Source organism: Phycicoccus sp. CSK15P-2 (assembly GCF_016888005.1).
In the GTDB taxonomy this organism is placed as follows: domain Bacteria; phylum Actinomycetota; class Actinomycetes; order Actinomycetales; family Dermatophilaceae; genus Phycicoccus.
The window spans coordinates 66,198-92,680 of record NZ_JAFDVE010000024.1; the positions used below are offsets into that span (position 1 = coordinate 66,198).

Consider the following 26,483-nt stretch of genomic DNA (forward strand, 5'->3'; position numbering starts at 1 on the left):
CCCTGTGCTCTGCTTCTCCTCGAGAAGCAGAGCACAGGGCTGGGACGGGGTCCTCCTGCGCGGGGGATGAGAACCAGGAGCACGACGCTGGAACGAGGGCCCCGGAAGATGGACCTCCGAGGGAGCGCCCGGAAGGGGTACCAGGCGGGAGCATCAGGAGCACGGGACCAGAACGAAGCATCGGCCCCCGCCGGCCCAACCCTCGGCCCTCGGCCAGCGCGGCGAATCCAAGTTGCCCTCGGCTAGCGAGAAGACCCCGAGTTGCCCTCGGCCCGCGCGGAGACCCCCGCTTGCCCCCGGCTAGCCCGGCGGATCGGGGTTCCCCTCACCGATCCGGGTCGGGAAGCTCCTCCTGTCCTCCGGCCTGCGCGCGAAGGTCCAGCCCGGCCCGTACGGGTTCTTCTCGCCCAGGAAGCGGCTCGCGTCGTTCACGAGCAGGCCACCGCCCGGGCAGGACGCCGGCAGATGGGCCGGGTACCGTCGCCCGGCCCGGTCACGCACGTGCGGCGTGCTGTCGTTCGCACCCGGTACGGGCGCCGCCGGGTCACAGGGGACGACGACGACGCGGTAGCCGAGGAGACGCAGCAGTCCGTCGACCCGATCCAGCGCCGGTGGGCCGTACCCGCTCTCCCAGCGTGCGACGACACCCCGGTGCACGCCGAGCAGCTCGGCGAGCTCACGCTTCGAGAGGCGGTAGCGCGCCCGTGCACTCCGCAGGGCGGCCCCGACGAGGTCGAGTGGAGAGTCGCGGTCGTCGACGCTGTCCATGACGCACAGCCGACCGCATCCCGGTATGTCCGGCGAACACGTGCCGCGGCGCTGTGGACGACGGACCCGGAGTCCGGGTGCTGTGGACGACGCGCCCCGAGCACCGTTCCTCGGGACCGCCACCTGGGGCGACCCACGCAGAGGACGGGGCGCGCCACCTCCACGAACCGCGCGAGGCATCCGGAGGCTCCGCCCTGCGCGCCTCAGAACAGGAGGCATCCGGAGGCTCCGCCCTGTACGCCTCAGAACAGAGCGCTCATCAGCGCCGTGCGGCCCTTGCGGACACGCTCGTCGTCGTTGCCGACGACGGAGAAGAGCTCGATGAGGTGGGTGCGCACACGGTCGCGGTCATCGCCCGCGGTGGTCCGCACGAGGTCGACGAGCCGGGTGAACGCGTCCTCGACGTGACCACCGAGGACGTCGAGGTCCGCGACCTGCAGCGCGGCGGCGATGTCTGACGGGTCCGCGGCCGCGGCCGCACGCGCCGCCACGAGGTCGACGCCCGCGGTGCGCTCCATGAGCCGCACCTGCGACAGGCCGAGCCGCGCGTCCTCGTCCTGCGGGTCGGCCGCGAGCGCCCGCTCGTACGCGTCGGCCGCGGCCGGGAGGTCACCGCGCTCGAGGGCGTCGTACGCCTCCTGGTGCAGGGGCGGAACGGGCGGCTCGGCGTCCTCCTCGGAGACCCCGGGGACCGGGCCGAGGTCGGCGCGCCCGGTGATGCCGTTCTGCACCGCCGCCTGGAGCAGCTGGTCGACGGCCTGGCGCACCTGGTCGGCGTCGGCGACGCCCGGGAAGAGCGGAACCGGCTGGCCCTGGAGCAGCCCGAAGGTGGCCGGAACGGTGGGCTGCCCGAACGCCTGGGTGAGCAGCGGCTGGAAGGCCTGGAGCAGCTCCGGGGAGGTCGAGAGGTCGGCGGTCAGGACGATGACCCGGCCGTCCATCCCCGCAGCCACCTGGGTCACGGTGTCGACGAGCTCACGGGTCTGCGGGTGCTCGGAGGCCCACAGGACGAGCAGCCCGGGAACCTGGACCGTCCGGGTCAGCGCCTGCTGGAGCGTGGCCGCGGTGACCTCGGTGACGAGGCCCTCGGGCACTCCGGGCGCGCCCGGCGCTGCCGGTGCCGTCGCGTCGGCCGCGCCGGGGACGGAGGACAGGTCGATGGCTCCTCGGGTGCCCGCGGGCTCGGGTGTCTGCGTCATGCCGGGATTGTCTCGCATCCCCGGGGACCGTGGCGCAGCCGGGTCAGGAGCCCTTGCCGGAGACGAGCAGCTCGGTCGCGCCGATCGCCCGGACATCCCCTTCCGGCGGGACGACGAGGACGACCGGCTCCAGGCTCTTCAGGCTCATCTTCTTCGTGACCTTCTTGGAGCCCACGAGGTCGGCGTACCGCTTCGGGAGGACGAGCTCCTTGGCCTTCTTGCCCACGGTGATCGTGTCGGTGCGCACGAGCAGCCCGAAGGTGACGGCGGACCCGTCGGCCAGGCGGAAGGCGACCGTGTGCTCCGTACGGGCCTCGTGGGCCTGGGTGAGCGAGGCCAGCTTCTTCAGCGACTTGACCTGGAGGGCGGCGCTGTCGCCGAGTCGGGCGCCGAAGGCGTCCTCGGTCGTGACCGAGGCGATCGGCTTCTTCGGCTCGGGTCGGGCGAGCGCCGCGGCGTAGGCCTCGAGGGCGTTCGCCGGGGAGCGCACGAGGCCCTCGTCCGAGGCCGGGTCGAGGAACGGGGACCCGGCGCCCTCGGTGGTCACCGCGGGCAGCTCGGCGCCGCCGAACATCGGCACGGTGGACTCCAGGAGGAACGGCTCCTCCGGGGCCCGGGACGCCATGACGTGCAGGTACTGCGTGCTGCTCGCCTCGTCGAAGGTCGTCGCGAGGATCGCCCGGGGCCACTCCCTGCCCTGGGACTGCGCGATGACCGTGGGCTGCGGGTCCTTGGCCAGGGTGTCCGCGGCACCGCCGGCGGCTCCCCGGTCGGCGAGCGCGTCCGCATAGCTCAGGGCGTCGCCCCGCATGACCTTCGCGCGGGCCTCGTGCCCCTTGTCGCCCTTGGTCTCGGCCTCGGCGCGGGCGGCCGAGAGGACGCGCGCGGCGATCACCGTGGCCCCCTCGTCGTCGAGCGGAGCCCCCGAGGCGGACTCGGCCGGGGCGTCGCGGAGACCGACGAGCGAGTCGGTGGTCCCACACCCGGCGGTCACCAGGGCGAGGGCGCAGACCGCGGCGGCGATCCCGGCGGAACGGTGGCGGCGGGTCATCGGCGGACCTCCTCGACAGTGGTGGGCGACACCGTCGAGGCGGGCTCCACGGTCTCCGGGTGTGCACTGCGCCGACGCGGCCACACCGCGATCACGCCGGCCGCGAGCAGGAAGAGACCGATGAGCACGGCGACCACGGACTCCACGAACCACCGCTTGTCCGAGACGGTCAGCGTCACGCTGCTGACCAGGCCGTCGGCGGAGGAGATGACCAGGCTCTCGGGAGCGTCCTCCTGGGTCACGGTCAGGGTGACCGGCCCCTGACCGTCGTCCTGCTGTCGCCAGAGGTCGGCGTTGCCGAGTGTCGGCGGCTCCTCGGTGCCCGTCGTGCGGGTCGTGAGCAGCCAGTCCCGGATGTCGACACCGGTGATCTCGACACGCCGCGCGTCGCCGAGCACGGCGTCCGCGTCGGACGGGTTCGCGCGGGCCATCCACAACCCGGCACCCTCGGACGGCGTCGCCGTGACGACGACGTCGCTGTCGACCCGGTTGAGCACGTCGGGTGCGATGAGGACCGGGCTGGCGGCCTCCGGCCGGGCGGAGAACTCGGCCGTGCCGTCGCTGCCCAGACGGAGCGCGAACCAGACGCCGGCGACAGTGAGCGCGAGCCCGGCGAGGGCGAGCAGCACCCCGACGACGCGGGTGACGAGCATGACCATGCGGGTGTGGCCCTTCGGGAATCGGGGCCCGGGCGGACGGCTCCGGGCGCGGAGGTACCCTCCACGATGGCAAACGCGCGGGGAACCGACAAATCCCCGGGCTTGCGGTCCCGTCCCGCGGCGCTCTCCGCCGGCTACGGGAGGAAGTCGCCCGCCCCCACGCGCACCGCGCGCAACAGGGCGAACAGGTCGTCGTGCTGCTCGGCCGACAGCATGTCCAGGCCGAAGTCGGCCTCCTCGAGGTCCCGGGTCACGGCCTCCATGGCGGCCAGGCCGTCCTCGGTGAGCACGGCGAAGGCGCTGCGCCGGTCGGCGGGGTTGGGCACCCGCTCCACGAAGCCCTGCGCGACGAGACGCTGGACGATGTTCGTCGCGCTCGTGGGGTGCACCATGAGCCGCTGCCCGATCGTCGACATCGACAGCCGACCCTCCCTGCTGAACGCGAGGAGGACGAGCGCCTCGTACCGCGCGAAGGTCAGGCCGTGACCTCCGGCGATGGCGTCGAAGCGGGCGATGAGCAGCTGCTGGACACGCATGACGGACGTCGCGGTGGCCATCGACCGCGCCCGCGAGCCCTGCCCCCACCGACGCACCCACAGCTCGCGCGCCCGCGCGATGGGGTCGAACGGAAGTCGGACCGGCTCGCTCACATCGCAGAACGCTAGCGCCCCGACAGCGTGGAGGATTGTGCGTCTCGGCCCCGAGTCCCTAGCGTGGACGGATGACCGGCTCGAGCCCGATGGCCTGGGACCACTACGAGGCAGTGCTTTTCGACCTCGACGGCGTCCTCACCCCCACCGCCCGTGTCCACATGGCCGCGTGGGCCGAGATGTTCACCTCCTTCCTCGGCTCGCTCGACACCTCCCGCGCCGGGTTCGAGGACGCGGACACCTCGCCCTACACCGAGGACGACTACTACGCACACGTCGACGGCAAGCCCCGGTACGAGGGCGTCGCCGACTTCCTCGCGTCCCGCGGCATCGAGCTGCCGGAGGGCTCCCCGACGGACCCGCCCGAGGCCGAGACCGTCTGCGGGCTGGGCAACCGGAAGAACGCCGCCTTCACCGCGGTCCTCGAGCGGGACGGCGTCGAGCCGTACCCGGGGTCGGTCGCGGTCCTGGACCTCCTGCGCGAGCTCGGGACCCCGCTCGCCGTCGTGTCGTCCTCCGCGAACGCGCCCGCCGTGCTCGCGGCCGCGGGGCTCGCCGACCGCTTCGTCACCGTGGTGGACGGCGCGGTCGCCGCCGCCCTGCGGCTGCCCGGCAAGCCCGAGCCGGACACCTTCCTCCACGCCGCGCGGGAGTGCGGGTCCGCCCCGGACCGCGCCGTGGTCGTCGAGGACGCCGTCTCCGGGGTCCGCGCGGGGGCGGCGGGCGCGTTCGCGCTGGTCCTCGGCGTCGACCGCGGCGCCGGCGTCGACACGCTGCGAGCCGCCGGGGCCGACGTCGTCGTCGGCGACCTGGGGGAGCTCGCGTGAGGACCGGCCGGGTCGGCTCCGACCCCCTCGACCGCACCCGGTTCCCCGCCGACCCCTGGCGTCTCGTCGAGACCCGGTTCGAGGAGGAGGACCTCGGGGTCACCGAGACCCTCTTCGCCGTCGCCAACGGGTACATCGGGCTGCGCGGCAACCCCGAGGAGGGGCGCGAGGCCCACGAGCACGGCACGTTCGTCAACGGCTTCCACGAGACCTGGCCGATCCGGCACGCCGAGGCCGCGTACGGTTTCGCCCGCACGGGGCAGACCATCGTCAACGTCCCGGACGCCAAGCTCATGAAGGTCTACGTCGACGACGAGCCCCTCGTCCTCGGCCAGGCCGACCTCGAGTCCTACGAGCGCAGCCTGGACTTCCGCGACGGCGTCCTGCGCCGCTCGCTCGTCTGGCGCACCCCGTCGGGCAAGCGGGTCAAGGTGGACTCGACGCGGATGGTGTCGATGTCCGAGCGGCATCTCGTCACGATGACCCTCGAGGTGACGATGCTCACCGGCGACGCCCCTGTCGTCGTCTCCTCCCAGCTGCTCAACCGCCAGGACGGCGAGGACGAGTACCACGAGCGCCACCCGGGCAAGGTCGCCGCGGTCGACCCTCGCAAGGCCGGAGGCTTCGAGGGCCGGGTCCTCCTCCCTCGCCTTCGGCACGCGAGCGAGCACCGTCTCGCCCTCGGCTTCCGCTGTGCGCACTCGGGGATGACGGTCACGGCGATGGCCGACCACACGGTGACCGGCCTCGACCCCTACCAGGTGGTCGTCCGGGACGAGGACGACCTCGCGAAGGTCGTCTACCGGGTCGACGCCCACGAGGGGCACACGGTGCGGGTCGAGAAGCTCGTGGCGTACCACACCTCGCGCAGCCTCCCGAACCGCGAGCTCGCGGACCGCTGCCAGCGCACGCTCGACCGTGCGGGGACCCGGGAGGTCGAGGACCTCCACCGCGAGCAGCGGGAGTGGTACGACCGCTTCTGGGCCGCGAGCGACGTCGAGATCGCCACGGACGACCCGGCCGCGGACGCGCTGCGCCAGGCGGTGCGCTTCAACCTGCTGACCCTTGCCCAGGCGAGCGCCCGCGCGGACCGACAGGGGGTCCCGGCCAAGGGCGTCACGGGGTCCGGCTACGAGGGCCACTACTTCTGGGACAGCGAGATCTACGTCGCGCCGTTCCTCACGTACACCCAGCCGGACGTCGCCCGGAACCTACTCAGGTTCCGCAGCCAGATGCTGCCGGCCGCCCGCGACCGTGCACGCGAGATGTCCCAGCACGGCGCGCTCTTCCCGTGGCGGACGATCAACGGCGAGGAGGCGTCGGCGTACTACGCGGCGGGGACGGCACAGGTGCACATCGACGCCGACGTCGCGCACGCCCTCGTCCAGTACCTCGCGGCCACCGACGACGTCGGCTTCCTCGTGCGGGACGGGCTGGCGATGCTCGTCGAGACCGCGCGCCTCTACGCCGACCTCGGCTTCTGGCGCAGCAACGGCACGCCGAGCTTCCACATCCACGGGGTGACCGGACCGGACGAGTACACGACGGTGGTCAACAACAACCTCTTCACCAACGTCATGGCCCGCTACACCCTCGAGCAGGCGGCCGCTGCCGTCGAGCGGGTGCGCCGCGAGGAGCCCGAGGAGTGGCAGCGGTTCGCCGGGCGGTACTCCGTGCGGGACGAGGAGGTCCGCGAGTGGCTGGCCTGTGCGGCCGGGATGCACATCCCGTTCGACGAGGGGCTCGGCATCCATCCGCAGGACGACTTCTTCCTCGACCGCGAGGTGTGGGACCTCAGCCGGACGCCCGCCGAGCTCCGTCCCCTGCTGCTGCACTACCACCCGCTGGTCATCTACCGCTTCCAGGTGCTCAAGCAGGCCGATGTCGTCCTCGCCCTGTTCCTCCAGGGCGACCGGTTCACGACCGAGCAGAAGCGCGCCGACTTCGAGTACTACGACCCGATCACGACCGGCGACTCGACACTCTCGGCCGTGGTGCAGTCGGTCGTCGCGGCGGAGGTCGGCTACCACGACGCGGCGTACGAGTACTTCTGCCGCGCGCTGTACGTCGACCTCGCCAACCTGCACGACAACACCGTCGACGGTCTGCACGTGGCCTCCGCCGGTGGGGTGTGGGCGGCGCTCGTCGGCGGGTTCGGCGGGATGCGCGACCACCAGGGGGCGCTCTCCCTCGACCCGCGGCTGCCCGTCGGCTGGGACCGGCTGACCTACCGGCTCACCTGGCGCGACACCCGGGTGCGCGTGGACACCGGCCCGACGGAGGTCGTGCTCACGGTGGAGGCCGGGGACGGCACCGTGCCGGTCGCAGTCCGCGGGGTCCGGTACGAGGTCCGGCCGGACGCTCCGGTCTCGGTAGGGCTCGAGGACCAGGGCCCACGCATCGACGGGCTCATCGCCCAGAAGCCGCAGACCGGCGGACGGCGTGCGGACGGCTCGACCATCACGGCAGGCGTCCCGGACCCGATCCCGTTCGACGAGATCGAGGCGCCGGATGCCCTGGTCACCGACTCGCAGCGCTCCCCGACCGCCGGGTGAGCTCCATGTCGACCGCCGCCACTGCGACACCGTCGAAGACGAGCGCCTCAAGGCGCGTGCCGGTCTGCACGAAGCCGACCTTCTCGTAGACGCGACGGGCGCGCGGGTTGAACTCGAACACCTCCAGGGTGAGCCGCTCCAGCCCGGCCACCTCCAGCGCGTAGTCGCAGACGAGGCGCACCGCCTCGGTGCCGAGCCCGCGGTCCCGGCCGTCCGGGCCGACGAGGCACCGGAGGTTCGCCACCCGCCCGTCGTCGTCGTACTCGTTGAGGACGACCTCACCCTGCACCACGCCCGTCGCCCGGTCCACGAGCGCGAGGTCGAGCCGGTCGGGCTGCTCCGCGCGCGTGGTGTACCAGCGCACCAGGTGATCGTCGACCGGCTGGGCCTGCTCGGCCTCGGCACTCGTGTCGACGCTGCCGGTGAGCCGGCGGACCTCCGGGTCGGAGAGGATCTGCGCCATCCGCGGCGCGTCGGCTCCGGTGAAGGGCCGCAGCTCGACGAGCTCACCGACGAGCGTGGGTTCGGTCGCGAGGTCGTGGGCGGGCATCCCGCCATCCAAGCAGAGCGGCTCAGCCCAGCTCGGCGACGAGCGCGTCCGCGGCGGCCCAGGGGTCGGTGCGCCCGTCGACGACGTCCACCGCGAGGGCGTCCAGGCGCTCGTCCCCGGCGACGCCGCCGACCCGGGCCCGCAGCGTCTCGAGCACGAGCCCCTCCACCTCACGTGCGGCGCGCAGCAGCCGTCGCTCGCGCAGCCCACGCTCGCCGAGGTGCTCGCGGTGCCGGTCGACCGCCTCGAGGAGCTCGTCGACACCGTGCCCGGAGGTCGCGACGGTCCGCACGACGGGGGTCCGCCAGGCCCCCGCGGCACGCTCTCCCATCGCCACCGCGCCGCGCAGCTCGCGCACCGTGCGGTCCGTCCCGTCGCGGTCGGCCTTGTTGACGACGAGGACGTCGGCGACCTCGAGGATGCCGGCCTTCGCGGCCTGGATGCCGTCCCCCATCCCCGGTGCGAGCAGCACGACCGTCGTGTCGGCGGTACCCGCGACCTCGACCTCGCTCTGCCCCACCCCGACGGTCTCGAGGAGGACGACGTCGCAGCCCGCGGCGTCGAGCACCCGGACGGCCTGCGGCGCAGCCCAGGACAGCCCGCCGAGATGCCCCCGGGAGGCCATCGAGCGGATGAAGACGTCCGGGTCGCCGGCGTGCTCCGACATCCGCACCCGGTCGCCGAGCAGCGCGCCACCCGACAAGGGCGACGTCGGGTCGACGGCCAGCACCCCGACCCGCTGCCCGCGCTCGCGGTAGGAGGTGACGAGCGCGGTGGTCGTCGTCGACTTGCCGACCCCGGGCGCGCCGGTGAGACCGACGACGTGCGCACCACCGGTGTGCGGCGCGAGCGCCGCCATGACCTCGCGCAGCGCCGGATGGGCGTCCTCGACGAGCGAGACGAGGCGGGCGACGGCGCGCGGGCTGCCCTCCCGCGCCGCGGACACGAGGGAGGGGACGTCGACGTCGCGACGACCGGCCAGCGGGGTCAGCCCTGTGCCGGGACCGTGACGAGCAGCGCGTCGCCCTGGCCGCCGCCACCGCAGAGCGCGGCGGCCCCGACCCCACCGCCACGACGCTCGAGCTCGAGGGCGAGGTGGAGGGTGATCCGGGCGCCGGACATCCCGATCGGGTGCCCCATGGCGATCGCACCGCCGTTGACGTTGACCTTCTCGGGGTCGAGCCCGAGCTCCTGGGTGGAGGCGAGCCCGACGGCGGCGAAGGCCTCGTTGATCTCGACGAGGTCGAGGTCGGACGGCGAGATGCCCTGCCGTTCACAGGCCTTCGCGATGGCGCGGGCGGGCTGGCTCTGCAGCGTGGAGTCCGGCCCGGCGACGACCCCGTGGGCGCCGATCTCGGCGAGCCAGGACAGCCCGAGCTCCTCGGCCCTCGACTTCCTCATGACGACCACCGCGCACGCGCCGTCACTGATCTGCGAGGCGGAGCCGGCAGTGATCGTGCCGTCCTTGCTGAAGGCGGGGCGCAGCCCGGAGAGCGACTCGGCGGTGGTGTCGGCGCGGATGCCCTCGTCGGTCTTGAGCTCGACCGGGTCGCCCTTGCGCTGTGGGACGGCCACGGCGACGACCTCGTCGTCGAAGTAGCCGTCCTTCCAGGCGCGCGCGGCGAGCTGGTGGCTGCGGGCCGCGAAGGCGTCCTGCTGATCGCGGGTGAACGCGACGTCACCGGTGTTGGCCTTCTCGGTGAGCAGGCCCATCGCCTGGTCGGTGAAGGCGTCCCAGAGGCCGTCGGCGGCCATGTGGTCGTGCATCGTGACGTCGCCGTACTTGAACCCGGCGCGGCTCTTCTCGAGCAGGTGCGGCGCGTTCGTCATCGACTCCTGGCCGCCCGCCACGACGACGTCGAACTCCCCCGCGCGGATGAGCTGGTCGGCGAGCGCGATGGCGTCGATCCCCGAGAGGCACACCTTGTTGACGGTGAGCGCGGGCACGCTCATCGGGATGCCGGCCTTGGACGCCGCCTGGCGGGCCGGGATCTGGCCCTCACCCGCGGTGAGGACCTGCCCCATGATCACGTAGTCGACCTGGTCGGGTGCGACGCCGGACTTCTCGAGGGCGCCGGCGATCGCGAAGCCGCCGAGGTCGGAGCCGCTGAAGCCGGCCAGCGAGCCGCTCATCCGCCCCATCGGGGTGCGGGCGCCGGCGACGATGACGGTGGGGTCGGTGGACATGCTGGGCCTCTCGTGACGTGGAGGACGGGGTCTGCGCTCGACTGTAGCCACCGGGCCGCTCGCTGCCATCCCCGTGGCCCGGTGATGCTCGCCACGGGGCGGGGACGACCCGCACGGTCGCTCCTAGGCTGGACGCATGACCACCACGGACCTCTTCACGGCCATCGACCACGTGGGCGTCGCCGTGCGCGACCTCGAGGAGGCCGTCGCGTTCTACGAGAGCACCTATGGGATGCGGCTGCTGCACGAGGAGACGAACGAGGAGCAGGGCGTGCGCGAGGCGATGATGGGGGTCGGTGACTCCGGCTCGTGCATCCAGCTGCTCGCTCCGCTCACCGAGGAGTCGACGATCGCGACGTTCCTCGAGCGCAGCGGGCCGGGCATCCAGCAGCTGGCCTACCGTGTCGAGGACCTCGACGCCGTGTGCGCGACCCTGCGCGAGCGTGGCGTGCGGCTGCTCTACGACTCCCCGAAGCGCGGTACCAGCGACAGCCGGGTCAACTTCGTGCACCCGAAGGACGCCGGCGGCATCCTCGTCGAGCTCGTCGAGCCCGCCGCGGACCCCACCCACTGACAGCGACGGCGGGACGGCGCGTGTCGGCTACGGGCGGCTGCGGACGACCGGCGCCTCGCTCTCGGCGGTCGGTGCGGGCTCGGCGAGGAGCAGGGGCACGAGCGCCACTGCGGCGAAGGCCGGTACGACGAGACCGGAGTCGTTGACGGCGAACCCGACGACCGCCATCACCGCCGAACCGCGCAGGACGACGGAGGCCGGCGTCGACAGCGGCCGTCCCACGCGCCACAGGACGATCCCGAGGACCACCGCGGCGAGGGTCATCGTCAGCAGGGGCGGCGAGGTGAGGTTGGTGAGGTTCTGCGAGAGCTTGCGTCCGATGACGTCGTCGAGCCCGCCGTCGAGCACGGTCTGGACGAACTCGCCGAGGTGGGTCCGTGACTCGGGGGGGCGGAGCCAGTCGAGGACCGCGACCGTCCCGGTGACGAGCCCGACCCCCGCGACCGCGAGCAGCGCGCGTACCGGGGTGACCCGGACTCCGGCCGCGGCGGTGAGGACGACCAGCCCGCCGAGCAGCAGCCCGGGCGGCCCTCCGAAGTCCGCCCCGAACGACGGGTGCCCTTCGACGGCGGCACAGAGCAGGAGCACGAGGAACGGCAGCCCGAGGGTGTGCCGGAGGCCACCGCTGCGGCGCGTCGCGAGCAGGCCGACCACGGCCATCGTGGCGACCCCGTACACCGCGTAGCTCGTGTTGCCGATGCCGTAGAAGCGCCCGCCGACCGTGGGGTTCTGGCCGAAGACGGACGCCAGCTGCAGCCCGGACCCGGTGAGGACGTCACCGCCGAGGACGACGAGCGTGACGAGCGACGCCGCGAGGAGGGCACCGAGCGGCCGGCTGCGCTCCGCGACGACGGCCAGGGCGGTCAGCGCTGCGACGACGACCGCGAGGACGACGGTGAAGGCGACGGCGGGTGCCCCCGCCGACCACCACGGCACGAGGTTGGCGACGAAGGTCGCCGTCGGGACGAGGGCGACCGCGACGCCCGCGCCGCGCAGCCAGGACGGCATCCGTCGGCCACGCCACGCGAGGACGGCGACGGCGAGGCACCAGGCGGCGAACGCGGCGGCCAGCCAGCCGGTGACCTGCGGGCTCACCGAGCGCAGCGTCCCGGCTCGCACCTCGAAGCCCACCCGGTCGGCGACGAGGTCGGCCGCGGAGGCGTCGCTCGGCACGGCGTCGACGGGCCGTCCGGTGATCTCGCTGTCGGGCACACCCTGGTCGTCGAGGAGGGTCGCCGTGAGGTCCTGGAGCTGGACGAGACCGGGCTGGCGGGTCGACGGCGAGGTCAGCTCGCCGCCACCGGCCGCGTCGTCGATGACGAGCAGGGCCCTGGGCCGGATGCTCGACGCGCCGTCACCGACGCCGGCGACCCAGACCGTCCCGCCGCGGGCGGCGTCGACGGAGCGGCGCACGATCTCGTCGACCCGGGTCAGCGCGACCCCACGCGCTGCCGGGTCGGGGGGCAGGATGCCGCCGTCGACGAGCACGAGCGGGCACGAGAACGTCTCGGGGACGGACGCCTCGTAGTGCTCCACCCGCCCCTGCGCGTCCGCGGCACCGATCGCCGCGCCCGGGCCCACCGCCTCGACGCAGCGCCCCGCGGCGCCCATCCGCTCACCGAGCAGCCCCGGCACGGCACCGTACGAGGCGGCGTCCGCGGCGGCGACGTACCCGTCCCACGCGGTCACCCGGCCGTCCGCCACCGGCCCCGGGGGGAGGCAGGGACCGACCGGCCCGGCCGCGCGCCGACCGGCCGAGAGCGTCAGCCAGCCGTCGACCGCACACGCGCGGGAGCGGACGGCCCGCACGGTCATCGACGCGACACCGGCGCCGTCGGCCAGGCGGCGGGTCGCCGGCATCGCGCCGGAGTCGACGTCCGCCCAGGTCAGGCCTGGGACACCGACGACGACCATGCCGCCGTCCGCGGGCTCGGCCACCGCCGGGGCGATCCCCCCGAGCGCCCCCAGCAGGACGAGGAACCACGCCACCGGGACCCCGCTCACGACCCTCATCGGCGGTCCAGCTCGTGACGCGCGATGACGACGAGAGCCGCGGTCCAGGCGAGCGGGGCCACCGCGGCCGGGCGGCCGTCGTGGAGCACCTTCTCCGGGAACGACCCGGCCGCCGTCCGGTGCGCACCGAGCCAGCCGAGCAGCTCCTGGGCCTTGCCCGGGTAGCCGGTGGCCGCCCACGCGGCGGCGAAGAGCGCCGTCTCGGGGGTCCAGCTGATGCCGTCCTCCTTCCAGGACGCGCCCGGGGCCACTCCGCCGGCGGGCCGGGCCATCGCGAGCTGGGCGCGGTCGAGCGCGACGAGGACGTCGAGGTCGGGCCGCGGGTCGCCGATGGGGGCGACGAGGAAGGTGACCGCGGCGTCCGGGGCGCTGCCGCCGAGCAGCCGCGGGTACCCGTCGGGCGAGAAGTGGGTGCGCAGGCTGCCCGCGAGGGCCTCGGCGGCCCGGCCCGCGCGGTCTGCCATCGCCATCTCTCCGACGACCCGCAGCACCCGGTCGGCGCTGCGCAGGCCGGCGAGCACCGCGGCGGCGGTCCCCAGGGTGAGCTCGCGCTCGACGAGCTCCCAGTAGTCGGAGGACGGGTGCGGCAGCCCCGTGCCGCTCTCGCGGGACGTCAGCAGCCGGCGGGTGCACCGGATGAGCATCGTCCGCAGCGGCCCGAGTGCCTCGCCGGCGTCCTCGGGCGCGAAGCGGGCGAGCTCGTCGGCGGCCCACAGCACCCATCCGGACCCGTCGAGCTGGGCGACCCGGCCGTCCGGCGCCTTCTTCGTGGCGACGTCGTAGCGGGCCTCGAACCCGCCGTCGTCGCCCTGGACCGACGCGAGGAAGGCGAGCTGTCCCGCCGCGTCCTCGGCGCGCCCCACCCGGGCCAGGGCGCTGGCGACGAACGCTGCGTCCCGCGGCCACGCGTACCGCCAGCGGCTCGACCAGCCGGCGACGGCGACGGGCAGGCCTGCGGTGAGCGCCCGGAGGTCGAGCAGAGCCGAGTGGAGCAGCCCGTCGTCGTCGACGCCGCGGCGGGTCCACGCGGCGCATCCGGCGAGCCACTCCTCCTCGTCCTCGACGAGCCGGTTGCGCCACGGGCCGGCGTCGACGACGCGGGTGCGCGGGACCAGGATGTCGGTGCGGCCCACGGGGACGAGCTCACGCAGCGCCGGGGCGGTGAACGCGACCGTCTCGCTGTACAGCGGGATCTCGGCGTGCCGTGCACGGTGCAGCGACCTGGCCCCGCCGAGGAGGCCGAGCGCCGCGGCGCCGCTCCCGGCGACGACCACGCGACGGCTCACGGCGGGACTCACCCGGGAACGGTATCCCGCAGCCGTGAGAGGGATCACGGGTGACCACCGTCTCAGCCGCCTACGCCGGGCCCGACCGGCCAGTAGGTTCGCCGCCAGGTATCCCCGTCCTGCCCCGAAGGAGCCCGACCCCATGGACCAGATCCGCGAGGCCATCCTCTCCGGAGACCGCAGCATCGAGACCTACGCCGGGCTCGCCGTGCCCGAGGCGTACCGGGCGGCGACGGTCCACAAGGACGAGGTCGGGATCTTCGAGGGGATGTCGACCCAGGAGAAGGACCCGCGGCGCTCGCTGCACGTCGAGGACGTGCCGGTCCCCGAGCTCGCCCCCGGTGAGGCCCTCGTGGCCGTCATGGCGAGCGCGATCAACTACAACACCGTGTGGACCTCGATCTTCGAGCCGGTCTCGACCTTCGGGTTCCTCGAGCGCTACGGCCGGACCTCCGAGTTCGCCGAGCGGCACGACCTGCCGTACCACGTCGTCGGCTCCGACCTCGCCGGCGTCGTCCTGCGCACCGGCCCCGGCGTCACGAAGTGGAAGCCCGGTACCGAGGTCGTCGCGCACTGCCTGTCGGTCGAGCTCGAGGACGCCGAGGGCCACGACGACACGATGATGGACCCGCAGCAGCGCATCTGGGGGTTCGAGACGAACTTCGGCGGCCTCGCCGAGCTCGCGGTCGTCAAGGCCAACCAGCTGATGCCCAAGCCGGCCCACCTGTCCTGGGAGGAGGCCGCCTCCCCCGGGCTCGTCAACTCCACCGCCTACCGCCAGCTCGTGAGCAAGAACGGTGCGGCCATGAAGCTCGGCGACCGGGTGCTCGTGTGGGGGGCGTCGGGCGGGCTCGGGTCGTACGCCACCCAGATGGCCCTCGCCGGAGGCGCGACCCCGATCTGTGTCGTGTCCTCGCCGCAGAAGGCCGACATCTGCCGGTCGATGGGCGCCGAGCTGATCATCGACCGCAGCGCCGAGGACTACCGGTTCTGGAGCGAGGACGGCACCGAGCAGAACCCGAACGAGTGGCAGCGGTTCGGCAAGCGGATCCGCGAGCTCACCGGGGGCCACGACGTCGACATCGTCTTCGAGCACCCGGGCCGGGAGACCTTCGGGGCATCCGTCTACGTGGCCCGCAAGGGCGGCACGATCGTCACCTGTGCGTCGACGTCGGGGTACATGCACGAGTACGACAACCGGTACCTGTGGATGAACCTCAAGCGGATCGTGTCGTCGCACTTCGCCAACTACCGCGAGGCGTGGGAGGCCAACGACCTCGTCGACCGCGGCATCGTCCACCCGACCCTGTCCAAGACCTACCGGCTCGAGGAGGTCGGCCAGGCCGCGCTCGACGTGCACCGCAACGCGCACCAGGGCAAGGTCGGCGTGCTGACCCTCGCGCCGGAGGCGGGGCTGGGCGTCACCGACCCCGAGAAGCGGGCCGGTTTCGAGTCCGCGATCAACCGCTTCCGGGACGCCTGAGCAGCGCCGCGCGTCCTCCTGCACCACACCTGCACCAGGCCGCCACTAGGGTGTGGCCGGAGGTGCATGGTGCGACTGTCGACGGTCTGGGGGCCGGTGTCCCGGTGGGGCGAGTACCGCCGGCGTCAGCGGGCGGCGCTCGACCGCAGCAACCACCTGCCGCAGCGCCCCGACCGTCCTCCGGCACCCGACCCGACGCCCGGCGAGGGGATGGACGACACGGCCGGCCGGTTCGGCCTGGCCCAGCCGCTCAACCGGCACTCGCCCTTCTACCTCGGCTTCTTCGGCGCCACCGGCGCGATGCTCGCCGTCGGGCTCTGGAGGACGCTCGGCGTCCTCGCCCCGACGCTGAGCATCCTCCTCGTCGCGTTCTTCCTCGCGCTGGCCCTCGACCCCGTCGTCGAGCGCCTCGTCGCGGGCGGCATCCGTCGCTCAGCGGCCGTCTCGCTCGTGTTCTTCCTCCTGCTCGTCGCCCTCGGCATCCTCGGATGGCTCGTCGTGCCGACCGCCGTCGCCCAGGGCACCGCGCTGGCGCAGCAGGTCCCGCAGTACGCCACCGACCTCCTCGAGACCCGCTGGGTACGCGACCTCGACCGCAGCTACGACGTCGTCGACCGGCTCCAGGCCGAGCTCACGACGAAGCTGCAGGACCAGCGGTTCCTCGAGGGCGTGCTCGGCGGGCTGCTCGGGGCCGGTCGCGCCGTGGTGTCCGGCACGTTCCAGACGGTCACCGTCCTCGTCCTCACGCTCTACCTGCTCGCCTCGTTGCCGCGGGTCAAGCAGGCGACCTACGCGCTCGTCCCGGCGAGCCGCCGGCCGCGGGTGGTCTCGCTCTCGGAGGAGATCATGCGACGGGTCGGGTCCTACGCCGGCGGGCAGGTGGCCATCGCCACGCTCAACGCCTTCCTGTCGTGGGTGATGATGCGGGTCGTCGGGGTCCCGTACGCCGCCGCGCTGTCGGTGCTCGTCGGGTTGCTCGGGCTCATCCCGATGGTCGGCGCCACCCTCGGCGCCGCGATCGTCACCCTGGTCGCGTTCTTCGACGAGCCGCGCTCGGCGCTGGTCGTCGTCATCTACTACGTCGTCTACCAGCAGCTCGAGAACTACGTCGTCGCGCCACGGGTCATGCAGCGGACGGTGTCGGTCCCGGGTGTCGTCACCGTCGTCGCGGTGCTCGCGGGCGGGGCACTGCTCGGCGTGCTCGGCGCGCTGCTCGCGATCCCCGTCGCGGCCGGGATGCTCCTGCTGTACGAGGAGGTCGTCGTCCCCCGCCAGCGCAACGCCTGACCCGCGACCCCACACCCCCTCTCGAACGTGTGTGAACACGCCGCACTTCCAGCGGCCGTGTTCACACACGTTCGCGAGGGGGGAGGGGAGGAAGTCAGGGGCGGGCGGCGTGCCGCGAGGCCCAGCAGCGGGTGTGCCAGTGGCGGCGTTCCTCCACGCCCCCGACGCCCTCGGCGGGCCAGGCGACGACGTGCGGCGTCCCCACGGGGATGCCGTGGTGGCAGCCCGGACAGCGGTACTCGCGGCTCGACGTCGCGCCGCTCAGCCGGCGGACGTGCCAGGGGCGTCCACGCCACTGCTCGGTCGTGACCTCGGTTGCCGCGGACAGTGGACGGCGGTCCAGGTCCCGGCGACGGCGGTTGGAGCGGGGCACGGGTCCAGTCTCGCCGGTCAGCCGCGGACGCGGGAGGAGAAGGGGTCGTACGGCGGGCGCAGCGACACGCGCGCGGGGTACCGGCGCCCGGCGACGTCGACCTCCCAGGTGCCGTCCTCGACCCACGCGGCCGTGACGCCACTCGCGTGCTCGACACCGCCGAGCCCCACCGCACCACCGACCGTCCAGCCGTAGGACCCCGAGCGCACGTCGCCGGTGGGAACGCCGTCACGGACGAGGACCTCGCCGTGGACGAGCAACGGCTCGGGGTCGTCGACGACGACGGAGACGATGCGATGCGTGGGCGGCCCGGCCGCCCGGGCGGCGAGCACGGCCTCGCGTCCGACGAACCCCCCGGGCTTGTCGAGCGCGACGGCGAAGCCGAGGCCCGCCGACCACACGTCGTCGGTGGTGTCGAGGTCGTGGCCGTGGTCCCGGTAGCCCTTCTCCAGCCGGAGGCTGCCGAGGGCCGCGAGCCCGACCGGGCGGGCCCCCTCCCCCAGCACTGCGTCCCAGACCCCCGCGGCGTCGTCCGCCGGGACGTACAGCTCCCAGCCGAGCTCGCCGACATAGGTGACCCGCACGGCGAGGACGTCGACGTCGCCGAGACGCACCCGCCGCACGGCCCGGAAGGGGAAGGCGCCGGGTGACCAGTCCTGCCCCGGCGCCAGGGCCGCCAGCACCTCCCGCGACCGCGGCCCCTGGACGCCGAGCAGCGCGAGATCCTCGGTGAGGTCGGTGACCGTCACGTCCGCGTCCCCGAGCCCGCGGCGGAGCAACCCCGTCACCGCGCCGTACGCCGTGTCCGAGGCGACGACGAGGAGGTCGTCGGACGTCAGCCGGGTGACGGTGAGATCGGCGTCGATGCCGCCGTCCGGGCCCAGCCACTGCGTGTAGGTGATACGTCCGTCGTGGGACAGGTCCCCCGCCGACAGCCGGTCGAGCACGCGGAGCGCGTCCGGGCCGCGGACGGCCAGCTTCGTCATGAAGGACAGGTCGACCAGCCCGGCAGCCTCGCGGACGGCGCGGTGCTCGGCCTGCCAGTGCGACGCCCATTCGGGCAGCCCCCAGCCCGGCTCGGCCGTCGGGCGCTGCCCCGGACCGGCGTACCAGGCGGCGGAGTCCCATCCGGAGACGTCACGGAGGAAGGCACCGGCGGCGACCATCCGGTCGTGGGCCGGCGACCGGAACACGCCACGGGACGACCTGAGCTGCGTGCCCGGAGGGTGCGCCGCGTAGACGGTGCCGAGGATCTCGGCGGTGCGCGCCCGACGGTGCTCCGGCAGCAGCTGCCAGCCGCGGAAGCGTGCGACGTCGATGCCCGTGACGTCGACGTCCGGACGCCCCTGCACCACCCAGTGCGCGACGATCCGGCCGAGCCCGCCCGCCGAGAGGATGCCGACGGAGTTGAGGCCGGCACACACGAAGTAGCCGTGGACGCCCGGCGCCTCACCCACGGCGGGTGCAAGGTCGGGCGTGAACGACTCGGGGCCGCAGAAGAACGTGCGAATCCCGGCACCCTCGACGCCGGGCACCCGTGCCATCGCCCGCTCGAGGAACGGGGCGACGCGGTCGGTGTCCGGCGGGATGGTGCCGAACGCGAAGTCCGTCGGGATGCCGTCGACGTGCCAGGCCGCGGCCTGCGGCTCGAAGAGCCCGACCATGAGGCCGCCGCCCTCCTCGCGGTAGTAGCCGTAGGAGGCGGGGTCCTCGAAGACCGGCAGCCCGGCGTGCACACCGTCGATCGGCTCGGTGACGAGGTAGTAGTGCTCGGCTGCCTGGTTCGGCACGACGACGCCGTTCGCGGCGGCGAGCTCGCGGGCCCACATCCCCGCCGCGTTGACGACGACCTCGCACTCGACGACGCCCTGGTCGGTGACGACGCCGGTCACCTGCTCGACCGCGCCCCGCGGGCGGGTACGCACCTCCTCGACCCGGACGCCCTCGACGACCCGCACACCGCCGGCTCGGGCTCCCTTGGCGAGCGCCATCGTGAGGTCGACCGGGTCGACCCTCCCGTCGCCGGGCACGTGGAAGCCCCCGACGAGGTCGTCGGTGCGGGCGAGCGGGAAGAGCTGCGCCATCTCCGCCGGCGAGACCTCCTCGACCTCGAGTCCGAGCCGCCGCTGGAACGCCGCCACCCGTCGGTACTCGTGCAGCCGGCCCTCGTCCGCGGCGGCCTCGACGAGCCCGACCGGGCGGAAGCCGGTGGACTGCCCGGTCTCGGCCTCGAGCCGTCCGTAGAGGTCGCGGGAGTACAGCCGCAGCCGGGTGCTCGTCTCGCTGAAGGACCCGAAGCACGTCATCAGACCGGCGGCGTGCCAGGTCGTGCCGGAGGTCAGCCGATCGCGCTCCAAGAGCACGACGTCGGTCTCGCCGGCGTGCGCGAGGTGGTAGGCGACGGACGTCCCGATGACCCCGCCGCCGATGACGACGACCCGCGCCCGGTCCGGCAACGGCCTCGAGGTGCTCATCCGCCGGACACTATCGAGTGACGGCGGTGGTCAGGCACACGCGCTGTCGCGGCCCGCACCGGCCATGTGCTGTGCGGATGCCTCCACGGTGTGCATCTGCACCGAAGCGCGGGTACCGAGCCGGAGGTGTCAGTCGTAGGTGCGGAAGCCGCGGCCGGTCTTGCGGCCGAGGTAGCCGGCGGTCACCAGGTGTTCGAGCAGCGGCGCCGGAGCGAAGCCGCGCTCGCGGAACTCGACGTACAGCTCGCGCTCGATGGCCAGTGAGACGTCGAGGCCCACGACGTCGAGCAGCTCGAAGGGACCCATCGGCAGGCCGCAGCCGGTCTTCATCGCGGTGTCGATGTCGTCCGCGGTGGCGTAGTTGGCCTCGAGCATCTTCACGGCGTCGTTGAGGTACGGGAAGAGCAGCGCGTTGACGATGAAGCCGCTGCGGTCGCCGCACGTCACGGCCACCTTGCCGATGCGACCGCAGAGGTCCTGCACGGTCGCGAGGACGTCCGGCGCGGTCGTCACGGTGTGCACGACCTCGACGAGCCTCATCACCTGCGCCGGGTTGAAGAAGTGCATCCCGATGACGTCCTGCGGGCGCGAGGTGACCTTGGCGCAGTCGATGATCGGCAGCGAGGACGTCGTCGTCGCGAGCACCGCCCCGGGCTTGCAGATGCGGTCGAGGTCGCGGAAGAGGTCCTGCTTGACCGCGAGGTCCTCGGCGATCGCCTCGACGACGAGGTCGGCCTCGGCCAGCGCCTCGCGCTCGGTGACGCCGGTGACCCGGGCGAGCATCGCGCCGGCGGCCGCCTGGTCCATCCGGCCCTTCTCGACGGCCCGCCCACAGCTCTTCTCGAGGGCCGCGCGCACGGCCGCGACCTTGTCGTCGGACCGCGCGACGAAGGTGACCGGGTGGCCGGCCTTGGCGAAGACCTCGATGATCCCCGTGGCCATCGTGCCGCTGCCGACGACCCCGACGCTCGCGACCTCGCGCAGCTCGACGCCGGCGGGCACGCCGCCGGTCGGGGTCTGCGCGTCGGGCACGACCTCGGGCGAGCCCGGCTCGGCGTAGGTGTAGAACCCGCGCCCGGACTTCCGCCCGAGCAGCCCGGCGCTCACCATCTGCTTGATGATCGGGCTCGGCGCGTGCAGCCGGTCACGGCCCTGCTTGTACATCGTGTCGAGGATCTCGTAGGCGGTGTCGAGCCCGATGAGGTCGAGCAGCGCGAGCGGGCCCATCGGGTAGCCGCAGCCGAAGCGCATCGCGGCGTCGAGGTCCTCGCGCGTGGCGTACTTCGACTCGTACATCGAGACGGCGTGGTTGAGGTAGCCGAAGAGCAGGGCGTTGGCGATGAAGCCCGCCTTGTCGCCGACGACCACCGGCTTCTTCCCGAGCCGCTCGGCGAGGGCCTTGACGTCGTCGAAGACGTCCTCCGCGGTGATGACCGTGCGGATGACCTCGACGAACTGGAGCACCGGGGCCGGGTTGAAGAAGTGCATCCCGACGACGCGCTTGGGGTCGGTCGTCGCGACGGCGATCTCGGTGACCGGCAGCGACGAGGTGTTCGTCGCGAGCACGGCGTCCGGCGAGACGATGGCGTCGAGGCGGGAGAAGATCTCCTTCTTGAGGTCGAGGTGCTCCGGCACGGCCTCGACGACGAGCCGGCAGCCGGCGAGGTCCTGCAGGTCGGTCGTGTACGTCACCCGGGCGTGCAGGGCGTCGTGCTCGTCCTGGGTGATCTTCTCGCGCTTCAGCGCCCGCCCGGTGCTCCCGGCGAGGACCTCCTTGCCGTGCTGCACCCCCGACTCGTCGACCTCGGCCGCGACGACCTCGAGCCCGTTCCGGGCGAACACCTCGACGATGCCCGCCCCCATCGTGCCGAGTCCGATCACACCCACGGTCGAGAAGTCACGCGCCATGGCGGCGATCCTTCCAGAGCCCTCGCGGGTGGACGACGGGCTGCGGGCGTGACGCTGCTTACGCCACGGGGCCGTCGTGCGGGATGCCCTGCGGGAGCCCGCTCACCAGTCGACCCCGCTCGCCACGAGGTCGGTCTCGAGGGCCAGCCGGTGCCGCGGGTCGAGCGGGAGCAGGCCGATCGGGACGCGGAGGTCGGCGCGGCCGCAGAGCTCGACGAGCACGTGGTCGTAGGCGGCGAGCGCCGCGGCCAGGCGCGCCGCCTGGTGCGGCTGGCCTGCGGCCTCGATGGCACAGACCTGCGCGGCCAGCCGGCGCAGCTCGAGGACGAGGAGCACGGTGGGTACCGGCTCGGGCCTGGGCGTGCGCCGGACCAGGCCGACCCGCTCCAACCCGTCCAGCAGGCCCTCGACGGACGCGGCGGCTCGACGCACGGCGCGGTGGGCCCGCCGGACGACCGGGCGCAGCAGCCGGGGCGCGTCGCCCTCGCCGAACCACCGCAGGCCCTCGAAGACGACGACGTAGGCCGCCCCGGGCAGGAGGACGAGACAGAGCACCGCCAGCGTCGCCCTCATCGGCCTCACCTCGGTGTCCAGTGTGCGACCGCGGCCCGGCGTCGGCAACAGGTCGGTCCGCCGCCCCCGCCCAGGCATCGGTAGGGTGTCGGCCCGTGCGGATGGTCATCGCGACGTGCTCGGTCGACTACGAGGGACGGCTGACCGCTCATCTCCCCCTCGCCACCCGGCTGCTCCTGGTCAAGGCCGACGGCTCGGTGCTCGTCCACTCCGACGGCGGCTCGTACAAGCCGCTCAACTGGATGTCGCCGCCGTGCGCCATGGCCGAGGTCGAGCCCGACGAGACCGAGGCCGCCGACGGGGTGACCTCGGTCTGGGTCGTCCAGCACGCGAAGTCCGAGGACCGCCTGCGGGTCCGGCTGCACCAGGTGCTGCACGACAGCGCCCACGACCTCGGCGTCGACCCCGGCCTGGTCAAGGACGGGGTCGAGGCGCACCTCCAGCGGCTGCTCGCCGAGCACATCACGACGCTCGGGGACGGCTACACCCTCTCCCGGCGCGAGTACATGACCGCCATCGGTCCCGTCGACATCCTCTGCCGGGACGCTGCCGGGAGCCACGTCGCGGTCGAGATCAAGCGCCGCGGGGAGATCGACGGCGTCGAGCAGCTGACCCGCTACCTCGAGCTGATGAACCGCGACCCGCACCTGGCGCCGGTCACCGGGGTCTTCGCGGCCCAGGTCATCAAGCCGCAGGCGCGCACCCTGGCCGAGGACCGAGGCATCCGCTGCGTCGTGCTCGACTACGACGCCCTGCGAGGGGTCGACGACAGCGAGCACCGGCTGTTCTGAGCCCCTGGCCGGCCGTTTGCCCCGTTCGCGGCCGGGGTACGGACCCGTCATGACCGACACCCAGAACAGCCAGAAGGTCGCCTTCCTCGTCGCCGCGGAGGGCATCGAGCAGGTGGAGCTCACCGAGCCGTGGAAGGCCGTGGCGGACGCCGGGCACACCCCGGTCCTCGTCTCCCCCGACTCCGGCTCGGTCCAGGCGTTCGACCACCTCGACAAGGGCGACACCTTCGACGTCGACGTCACGGTGGCCGAGGCGGAGGTGGGCGACTACGCCGCCCTCGTGCTCCCCGGGGGCGTGGCCAACCCGGACGCGCTGCGCACCGACCCTGACGCCGTCTCGTTCGTCCGCACCTTCGTCGAGTCGGGCAAGCCGGTGGCCGCGATCTGCCACGCACCCTGGACGCTCGTCGAGGCCGACGTCGTGCGGGACCGCACGCTCACCTCGTGGCCCAGCCTGCAGACCGACCTGCGCAACGCCGGCGCGACCTGGGAGGACCGTGAGCTCGTCGTCGACGACAACCTCATCACGAGCCGCAACCCGGACGACCTGCCCGCCTTCACGAAGGCGCTGACCGACGCCCTCGTCGGCTGAGCCCGAGGGGACCGCTCCCCATTTCCGTCGACGGCCCTCGCTGGTTGCCTGTGACGAGTCAGTGCACCCATCAGCACAGGAGTCGTCATGCGCATCCCCACCTCACTCCGCCCCCGTCGCATCGGTGCCATCGCCGTCGTCGCCGCGATGTCTGCGGTCGGTCTCGCTGCCGCCCCACCGGCCAACGCCACATGGAGCGTCCTGTTCCAAGACGTCCATGACAACGCCTTCGTCGCGTGCAAGACCGCGACGTCGAGCTCGGCCTACGGCCCACTGTGGCAGGTGAAGCTCGTGGCGACCAGCTCGCGGCTGAGCTCGATCCGCGCGACCTTCCAGGTCACCCGTAACGGCAGCACGGTGAACACGACCGAGCTCTCGGCGTCGAGCGGCGTCTGGGACGTCAAGACCACCTACGCATCACGGTGGTACACCGACCGCTACCAGCTGACCGGCTCAGCAGGAGTCGACAGGATGGGAGGAGTGGTGCGGGCGTCCGGCCGGGTCAAGGACCTCGCCACCTGCTGAGCCGACCTCATGTGGGGGTGGACCCGAGCGGCCTCGTGCTGACCGGGTCCATCTCGCGCGAGACGCGGATGACGTCGACGAAACGGTCCATGATCTCGGTCAGGCCGAAGTCCTTCGGCGTGAAGACCGCGGCCACGCCGAGCTCCTCGAGCCGCGCCGCGTCCGTCGACGGGATGATCCCGCCGACGACGACCGGGACGTCGCCGGCGCCGGCGTCCCGCATCCGCTCGAGGACGTCCGGGACGAGCTCCATGTGCGACCCGGAGAGGATCGACAGCCCGACGAGGTGGACGTCCTCGGCGACCGCGGCCGAGACGATCTGCTCGGGGGTCAACCGGATGCCCTGGTAGACGACCTCGAAGCCGGCGTCGCGGGCCCGGACGGCCACCTGCTCGGCGCCGTTGCTGTGGCCGTCGAGCCCCGGCTTGCCGACGAGGACACGCAGCGTCTCGCCGAGCTCGGCGCCGGTGTCGCGGACCCGGCGGCGGACGCGCTCGAGGCCCTCGGTCGTCGTGGCGGCTCCCACCGAGCCGCTCACGCCGGTCGGGGCGCGGAACTCGCCGAAGACCTCCCGCAGTGCTCCGGCCCACTCCCCCGTCGTCAGACCCGCGCGGGCACACTCCAGGGTCGCGGGGACGAGGTTCGCGTCCGACGTGGCGTCCGCGCGGAGCCGGTCCAGAGCGGCCTCGGCACGGGTGCGCCGGTGGTCGTCGGCGTCGCGCTCCTCGCGCCAGCGGCGCACGGCCTCGGCGGCAGCGGCCTCGACCCCGGGGTCGACGGTCTGGATGGCGGTGTCGAGGTCGGCCGTCAGCGGGTTGGGCTCGGTGGACTCGAAGCGGTTGACCCCGACGACGACCTCCTCGCCGGCCTCGATCCGCCCACGGCGCCGGGCGTGCGACGCCACGAGCTCGGACTTCATGTAACCGCCCTCGACCGCCGCGACGGCACCGCCGAGCTCCTCGACCCGGGCCATCTCCTCCCTGGCGCCTGCCACGATCTCGTCGACCTTCTCCGCGACGACCACGGAGCCCTCGAAGAGGTCGCCGTACTCGAGGAGGTCGGACTCGTAGGCGAGCACCTGCTGGATCCGCAGCGACCACTGCTGGTCCCACGGCCGCGGCAGCCCGAGGGCCTCGTTCCAGGCCGGCAGCTGGACGGCGCGGGCCCGGGCGTCCTTGGACAGGGTCACGGCGAGCATCTCGAGGACGATCCGCTGGACGTTGTTCTCCGGCTGGGCCTCGGTGAGCCCGAGGGAGTTGACCTGCACCCCGTAGCGGAACCGGCGCTGCTTGGGGTCCTCGACGCCGTACCGCTCGCGGGTGACCTCGTCCCAGAGCCGGACGAAGGCGCGCATCTTGCACATCTCCTCGACGAAGCGCACCCCGGCGTTGACGAAGAACGAGATCCGCGCGACGACCTCGCCGAACCGCTCCGGCGGGACCTGGCCGGAGTCGCGGACCGCGTCGAGGACGGCGATCGCCGTCGACATGGCGTACGCGACCTCCTGCACGGGCGTCGCCCCGGCCTCCTGGAGGTGGTAGCTGCAGATGTTGATCGGGTTCCAGCGCGGGATCTCGGCGACCGTGTAGGCGATGAGGTCGGTGATGAGCCGCATGGACGGCCCCGGCGGGAAGGCGTAGGTCCCCCGGGAGAGGTACTCCTTGATGATGTCGTTCTGCGTGGTCCCGGCGAGGGCGTGCAGCGCCCCGCCGGGGTCCTCCCCCGCTGCCTCGGTCTGCTCCTCGGCGACGACCTGGTAGAGCGCGAGCAACCACATCGCCGTCGCGTTGATCGTCATCGACGTGTTCATCCGCGCGAGAGGGATCTCGTCGAACAGCGCCCGCATGTCGCCGAGGTGCGACACCGGCACCCCGACCTTGCCGACCTCGCCCCGCGCCAGCGGGTGGTCGGGGTCGTAGCCGGTCTGGGTCGGGAGGTCGAAGGCGACCGAGAGCCCGGTCTGCCCCTTGTCGAGGTTGCGCCGGTAGAGGGCGTTGCTCGCCGCGGCGCTCGAGTGCCCCGCGTAGGTGCGCATCACCCAGGGGCGGTCGCGCTCCGGTCGCGGCGCACCCGTGCTGTCGGACATGCCGGAACGCTATCCACGGCTCCGCGGCGCAGGTAGGTCTTCGCGCGGTGAGAGTCCCCACACCCACCCCGA

Annotated in this window: 23 protein-coding genes; 8 read left to right on the top strand and 15 right to left on the bottom strand. The window is 73.3% G+C overall.

What is annotated here, in order from left to right:
* Positions 1 to 300: 300 nt before the first annotated feature.
* The 5 genes from JQN72_RS14480 to JQN72_RS14500 all read right to left on the bottom strand — a co-directional run bounded on the left by JQN72_RS14480 (position 301) and on the right by JQN72_RS14500 (position 4,327).
* Positions 301 to 768: a helix-turn-helix transcriptional regulator gene (locus tag JQN72_RS14480; RefSeq protein ID WP_204135837.1), complete on the bottom strand. Its 468-nt coding sequence runs from the start codon at positions 766 to 768 to the stop codon at positions 301 to 303.
* 242 nt (positions 769 to 1,010) lie between these two features.
* On the bottom strand, positions 1,011 to 1,967 hold the full coding sequence (locus JQN72_RS14485; protein WP_204135838.1) for a co-chaperone YbbN: 957 nt from the start codon (positions 1,965 to 1,967) through the stop codon (positions 1,011 to 1,013).
* Between the two features lie 43 nt (positions 1,968 to 2,010).
* Complete coding sequence (locus JQN72_RS14490; RefSeq protein ID WP_204135839.1) at positions 2,011 to 3,018, bottom strand: hypothetical protein; 1,008 nt, start codon at positions 3,016 to 3,018, stop codon at positions 2,011 to 2,013.
* Positions 3,015 to 3,677: a hypothetical protein gene (locus JQN72_RS14495; RefSeq protein WP_204135840.1), complete on the bottom strand. Its 663-nt coding sequence runs from the start codon at positions 3,675 to 3,677 to the stop codon at positions 3,015 to 3,017. The genes JQN72_RS14490 and JQN72_RS14495 overlap by 4 nt, the downstream gene beginning before the upstream one ends.
* A 134-nt stretch (positions 3,678 to 3,811) precedes the next feature.
* Positions 3,812 to 4,327 carry a MarR family winged helix-turn-helix transcriptional regulator gene (locus tag JQN72_RS14500; protein ID WP_204135841.1) on the bottom strand — a complete coding sequence of 172 codons (516 nt, stop codon included), beginning with the start codon at positions 4,325 to 4,327 and terminating at the stop codon, positions 3,812 to 3,814.
* Between the two features lie 71 nt (positions 4,328 to 4,398).
* On the opposite strand from JQN72_RS14500, the gene JQN72_RS14505 reads away from it, so the two are divergent.
* Both JQN72_RS14505 and JQN72_RS14510 read left to right on the top strand, forming a co-directional pair.
* Complete coding sequence (locus JQN72_RS14505; RefSeq protein WP_239100680.1) at positions 4,399 to 5,154, top strand: HAD family phosphatase; 756 nt, start codon at positions 4,399 to 4,401, stop codon at positions 5,152 to 5,154.
* Positions 5,151 to 7,709: a glycoside hydrolase family 65 protein gene (locus JQN72_RS14510; protein ID WP_204135842.1), complete on the top strand. Its 2,559-nt coding sequence runs from the start codon at positions 5,151 to 5,153 to the stop codon at positions 7,707 to 7,709. The genes JQN72_RS14505 and JQN72_RS14510 overlap by 4 nt, the downstream gene beginning before the upstream one ends.
* On the opposite strand, the gene JQN72_RS14515 is transcribed toward JQN72_RS14510, so the two are convergent.
* The 3 genes from JQN72_RS14515 to JQN72_RS14525 are packed head-to-tail and all read right to left on the bottom strand — an operon-like array spanning position 7,675 to position 10,446.
* Positions 7,675 to 8,259, bottom strand: coding sequence for a GNAT family N-acetyltransferase (locus tag JQN72_RS14515; protein ID WP_204135843.1), 585 nt, complete (start codon positions 8,257 to 8,259; stop codon positions 7,675 to 7,677). The genes JQN72_RS14510 and JQN72_RS14515 overlap by 35 nt on opposite strands.
* 22 nt (positions 8,260 to 8,281) lie before the next feature.
* A complete protein-coding gene (meaB, locus tag JQN72_RS14520; protein WP_307812710.1) occupies positions 8,282 to 9,205 on the bottom strand; it encodes a methylmalonyl Co-A mutase-associated GTPase MeaB in 924 nt (307 codons plus the stop codon).
* A gap of 41 nt (positions 9,206 to 9,246) precedes the next feature.
* Positions 9,247 to 10,446 carry an acetyl-CoA C-acetyltransferase gene (locus tag JQN72_RS14525; RefSeq protein ID WP_204135844.1) on the bottom strand — a complete coding sequence of 400 codons (1,200 nt, stop codon included), beginning with the start codon at positions 10,444 to 10,446 and terminating at the stop codon, positions 9,247 to 9,249.
* A 136-nt stretch (positions 10,447 to 10,582) separates the two neighbouring features.
* Here JQN72_RS14525 and mce point away from each other — a divergent pair, with 136 nt between their 5' ends.
* Positions 10,583 to 11,020, top strand: coding sequence for a methylmalonyl-CoA epimerase (gene mce, locus JQN72_RS14530; protein WP_204135845.1), 438 nt, complete (start codon positions 10,583 to 10,585; stop codon positions 11,018 to 11,020).
* Positions 11,021 to 11,047: 27 nt separating this feature from the next.
* Here the strand turns inward: mce and JQN72_RS14535 are convergent, their stop codons facing one another.
* Positions 11,048 to 13,024 carry a hypothetical protein gene (locus tag JQN72_RS14535; RefSeq protein WP_204135846.1) on the bottom strand — a complete coding sequence of 659 codons (1,977 nt, stop codon included), beginning with the start codon at positions 13,022 to 13,024 and terminating at the stop codon, positions 11,048 to 11,050.
* 5 nt (positions 13,025 to 13,029) lie between these two features.
* Positions 13,030 to 14,331: a hypothetical protein gene (locus tag JQN72_RS14540; protein ID WP_204135847.1), complete on the bottom strand. Its 1,302-nt coding sequence runs from the start codon at positions 14,329 to 14,331 to the stop codon at positions 13,030 to 13,032.
* 130 nt (positions 14,332 to 14,461) lie between these two features.
* Here JQN72_RS14540 and ccrA point away from each other — a divergent pair, with 130 nt between their 5' ends.
* Together ccrA and JQN72_RS14550 are read left to right on the top strand one after the other, a co-directional pair.
* On the top strand, positions 14,462 to 15,802 hold the full coding sequence (gene ccrA / locus JQN72_RS14545; protein WP_204135848.1) for a crotonyl-CoA carboxylase/reductase: 1,341 nt from the start codon (positions 14,462 to 14,464) through the stop codon (positions 15,800 to 15,802).
* A gap of 66 nt (positions 15,803 to 15,868) precedes the next feature.
* Positions 15,869 to 17,089, top strand: coding sequence for an AI-2E family transporter (locus tag JQN72_RS14550; protein ID WP_204135849.1), 1,221 nt, complete (start codon positions 15,869 to 15,871; stop codon positions 17,087 to 17,089).
* 94 nt (positions 17,090 to 17,183) lie between these two features.
* Here JQN72_RS14550 and JQN72_RS14555 read toward each other — a convergent pair whose 3' ends face one another.
* From JQN72_RS14555 to JQN72_RS14570, 4 genes are all read right to left on the bottom strand, one after another.
* Positions 17,184 to 17,462, bottom strand: a complete 279-nt coding sequence (locus tag JQN72_RS14555) for a hypothetical protein (RefSeq protein ID WP_204135850.1) — start codon at positions 17,460 to 17,462, stop codon at positions 17,184 to 17,186.
* 17 nt (positions 17,463 to 17,479) lie between these two features.
* A complete protein-coding gene (locus tag JQN72_RS14560) occupies positions 17,480 to 19,936 on the bottom strand; it encodes an FAD-dependent oxidoreductase (protein WP_204135851.1) in 2,457 nt (818 codons plus the stop codon).
* Between the two features lie 129 nt (positions 19,937 to 20,065).
* Positions 20,066 to 21,844, bottom strand: a complete 1,779-nt coding sequence (locus tag JQN72_RS14565; protein ID WP_204135852.1) for a 3-hydroxyacyl-CoA dehydrogenase family protein — start codon at positions 21,842 to 21,844, stop codon at positions 20,066 to 20,068.
* Positions 21,845 to 21,946: 102 nt separating this feature from the next.
* Positions 21,947 to 22,417 (bottom strand): hypothetical protein, encoded by a 471-nt coding sequence (locus tag JQN72_RS14570; protein ID WP_204135853.1) that lies wholly within the window; start codon positions 22,415 to 22,417, stop codon positions 21,947 to 21,949.
* A gap of 95 nt (positions 22,418 to 22,512) precedes the next feature.
* On the opposite strand from JQN72_RS14570, the gene nucS reads away from it, so the two are divergent.
* From nucS to JQN72_RS14585, 3 genes are all read left to right on the top strand, one after another.
* Positions 22,513 to 23,208, top strand: coding sequence for an endonuclease NucS (gene nucS, locus JQN72_RS14575; RefSeq protein WP_204135854.1), 696 nt, complete (start codon positions 22,513 to 22,515; stop codon positions 23,206 to 23,208).
* A gap of 49 nt (positions 23,209 to 23,257) precedes the next feature.
* Positions 23,258 to 23,800, top strand: coding sequence for a type 1 glutamine amidotransferase domain-containing protein (locus JQN72_RS14580; RefSeq protein WP_204135855.1), 543 nt, complete (start codon positions 23,258 to 23,260; stop codon positions 23,798 to 23,800).
* Positions 23,801 to 23,887: 87 nt separating this feature from the next.
* Positions 23,888 to 24,325 carry a hypothetical protein gene (locus JQN72_RS14585; RefSeq protein ID WP_204135856.1) on the top strand — a complete coding sequence of 146 codons (438 nt, stop codon included), beginning with the start codon at positions 23,888 to 23,890 and terminating at the stop codon, positions 24,323 to 24,325.
* A gap of 7 nt (positions 24,326 to 24,332) precedes the next feature.
* Here the strand turns inward: JQN72_RS14585 and JQN72_RS14590 are convergent, their stop codons facing one another.
* On the bottom strand, positions 24,333 to 26,411 hold the full coding sequence (locus JQN72_RS14590) for a protein meaA (RefSeq protein ID WP_204135857.1): 2,079 nt from the start codon (positions 26,409 to 26,411) through the stop codon (positions 24,333 to 24,335).
* Positions 26,412 to 26,483 lie beyond the last annotated feature (72 nt).

Bases quoted from the DNA above. Each gene is read 5' to 3' on its own strand.
- JQN72_RS14505 (WP_239100680.1), top strand. From the start codon at position 4,399: ATGACCGGCTCGAGCCCGATGGCCTGGGACCACTACGAGGCAGTGCTT.
- JQN72_RS14495 (WP_204135840.1), bottom strand. From the start codon at position 3,677: ATGGTCATGCTCGTCACCCGCGTCGTCGGGGTGCTGCTCGCCCTCGCC.
- JQN72_RS14590 (WP_204135857.1), bottom strand. From the start codon at position 26,411: ATGTCCGACAGCACGGGTGCGCCGCGACCGGAGCGCGACCGCCCCTGG.
- JQN72_RS14515 (WP_204135843.1), bottom strand. From the start codon at position 8,259: ATGCCCGCCCACGACCTCGCGACCGAACCCACGCTCGTCGGTGAGCTC.
- ccrA (WP_204135848.1), top strand. From the start codon at position 14,462: ATGGACCAGATCCGCGAGGCCATCCTCTCCGGAGACCGCAGCATCGAG.
- JQN72_RS14550 (WP_204135849.1), top strand. From the start codon at position 15,869: ATGGTGCGACTGTCGACGGTCTGGGGGCCGGTGTCCCGGTGGGGCGAG.
- JQN72_RS14565 (WP_204135852.1), bottom strand. From the start codon at position 21,844: ATGGCGCGTGACTTCTCGACCGTGGGTGTGATCGGACTCGGCACGATG.
- mce (WP_204135845.1), top strand. From the start codon at position 10,583: ATGACCACCACGGACCTCTTCACGGCCATCGACCACGTGGGCGTCGCC.
- JQN72_RS14570 (WP_204135853.1), bottom strand. From the start codon at position 22,417: ATGAGGGCGACGCTGGCGGTGCTCTGTCTCGTCCTCCTGCCCGGGGCG.
- JQN72_RS14480 (WP_204135837.1), bottom strand. From the start codon at position 768: ATGGACAGCGTCGACGACCGCGACTCTCCACTCGACCTCGTCGGGGCC.
- JQN72_RS14485 (WP_204135838.1), bottom strand. From the start codon at position 1,967: ATGACGCAGACACCCGAGCCCGCGGGCACCCGAGGAGCCATCGACCTG.
- JQN72_RS14525 (WP_204135844.1), bottom strand. From the start codon at position 10,446: ATGTCCACCGACCCCACCGTCATCGTCGCCGGCGCCCGCACCCCGATG.
- JQN72_RS14490 (WP_204135839.1), bottom strand. From the start codon at position 3,018: ATGACCCGCCGCCACCGTTCCGCCGGGATCGCCGCCGCGGTCTGCGCC.
- JQN72_RS14585 (WP_204135856.1), top strand. From the start codon at position 23,888: ATGCGCATCCCCACCTCACTCCGCCCCCGTCGCATCGGTGCCATCGCC.
- JQN72_RS14580 (WP_204135855.1), top strand. From the start codon at position 23,258: ATGACCGACACCCAGAACAGCCAGAAGGTCGCCTTCCTCGTCGCCGCG.
- JQN72_RS14560 (WP_204135851.1), bottom strand. From the start codon at position 19,936: ATGAGCACCTCGAGGCCGTTGCCGGACCGGGCGCGGGTCGTCGTCATC.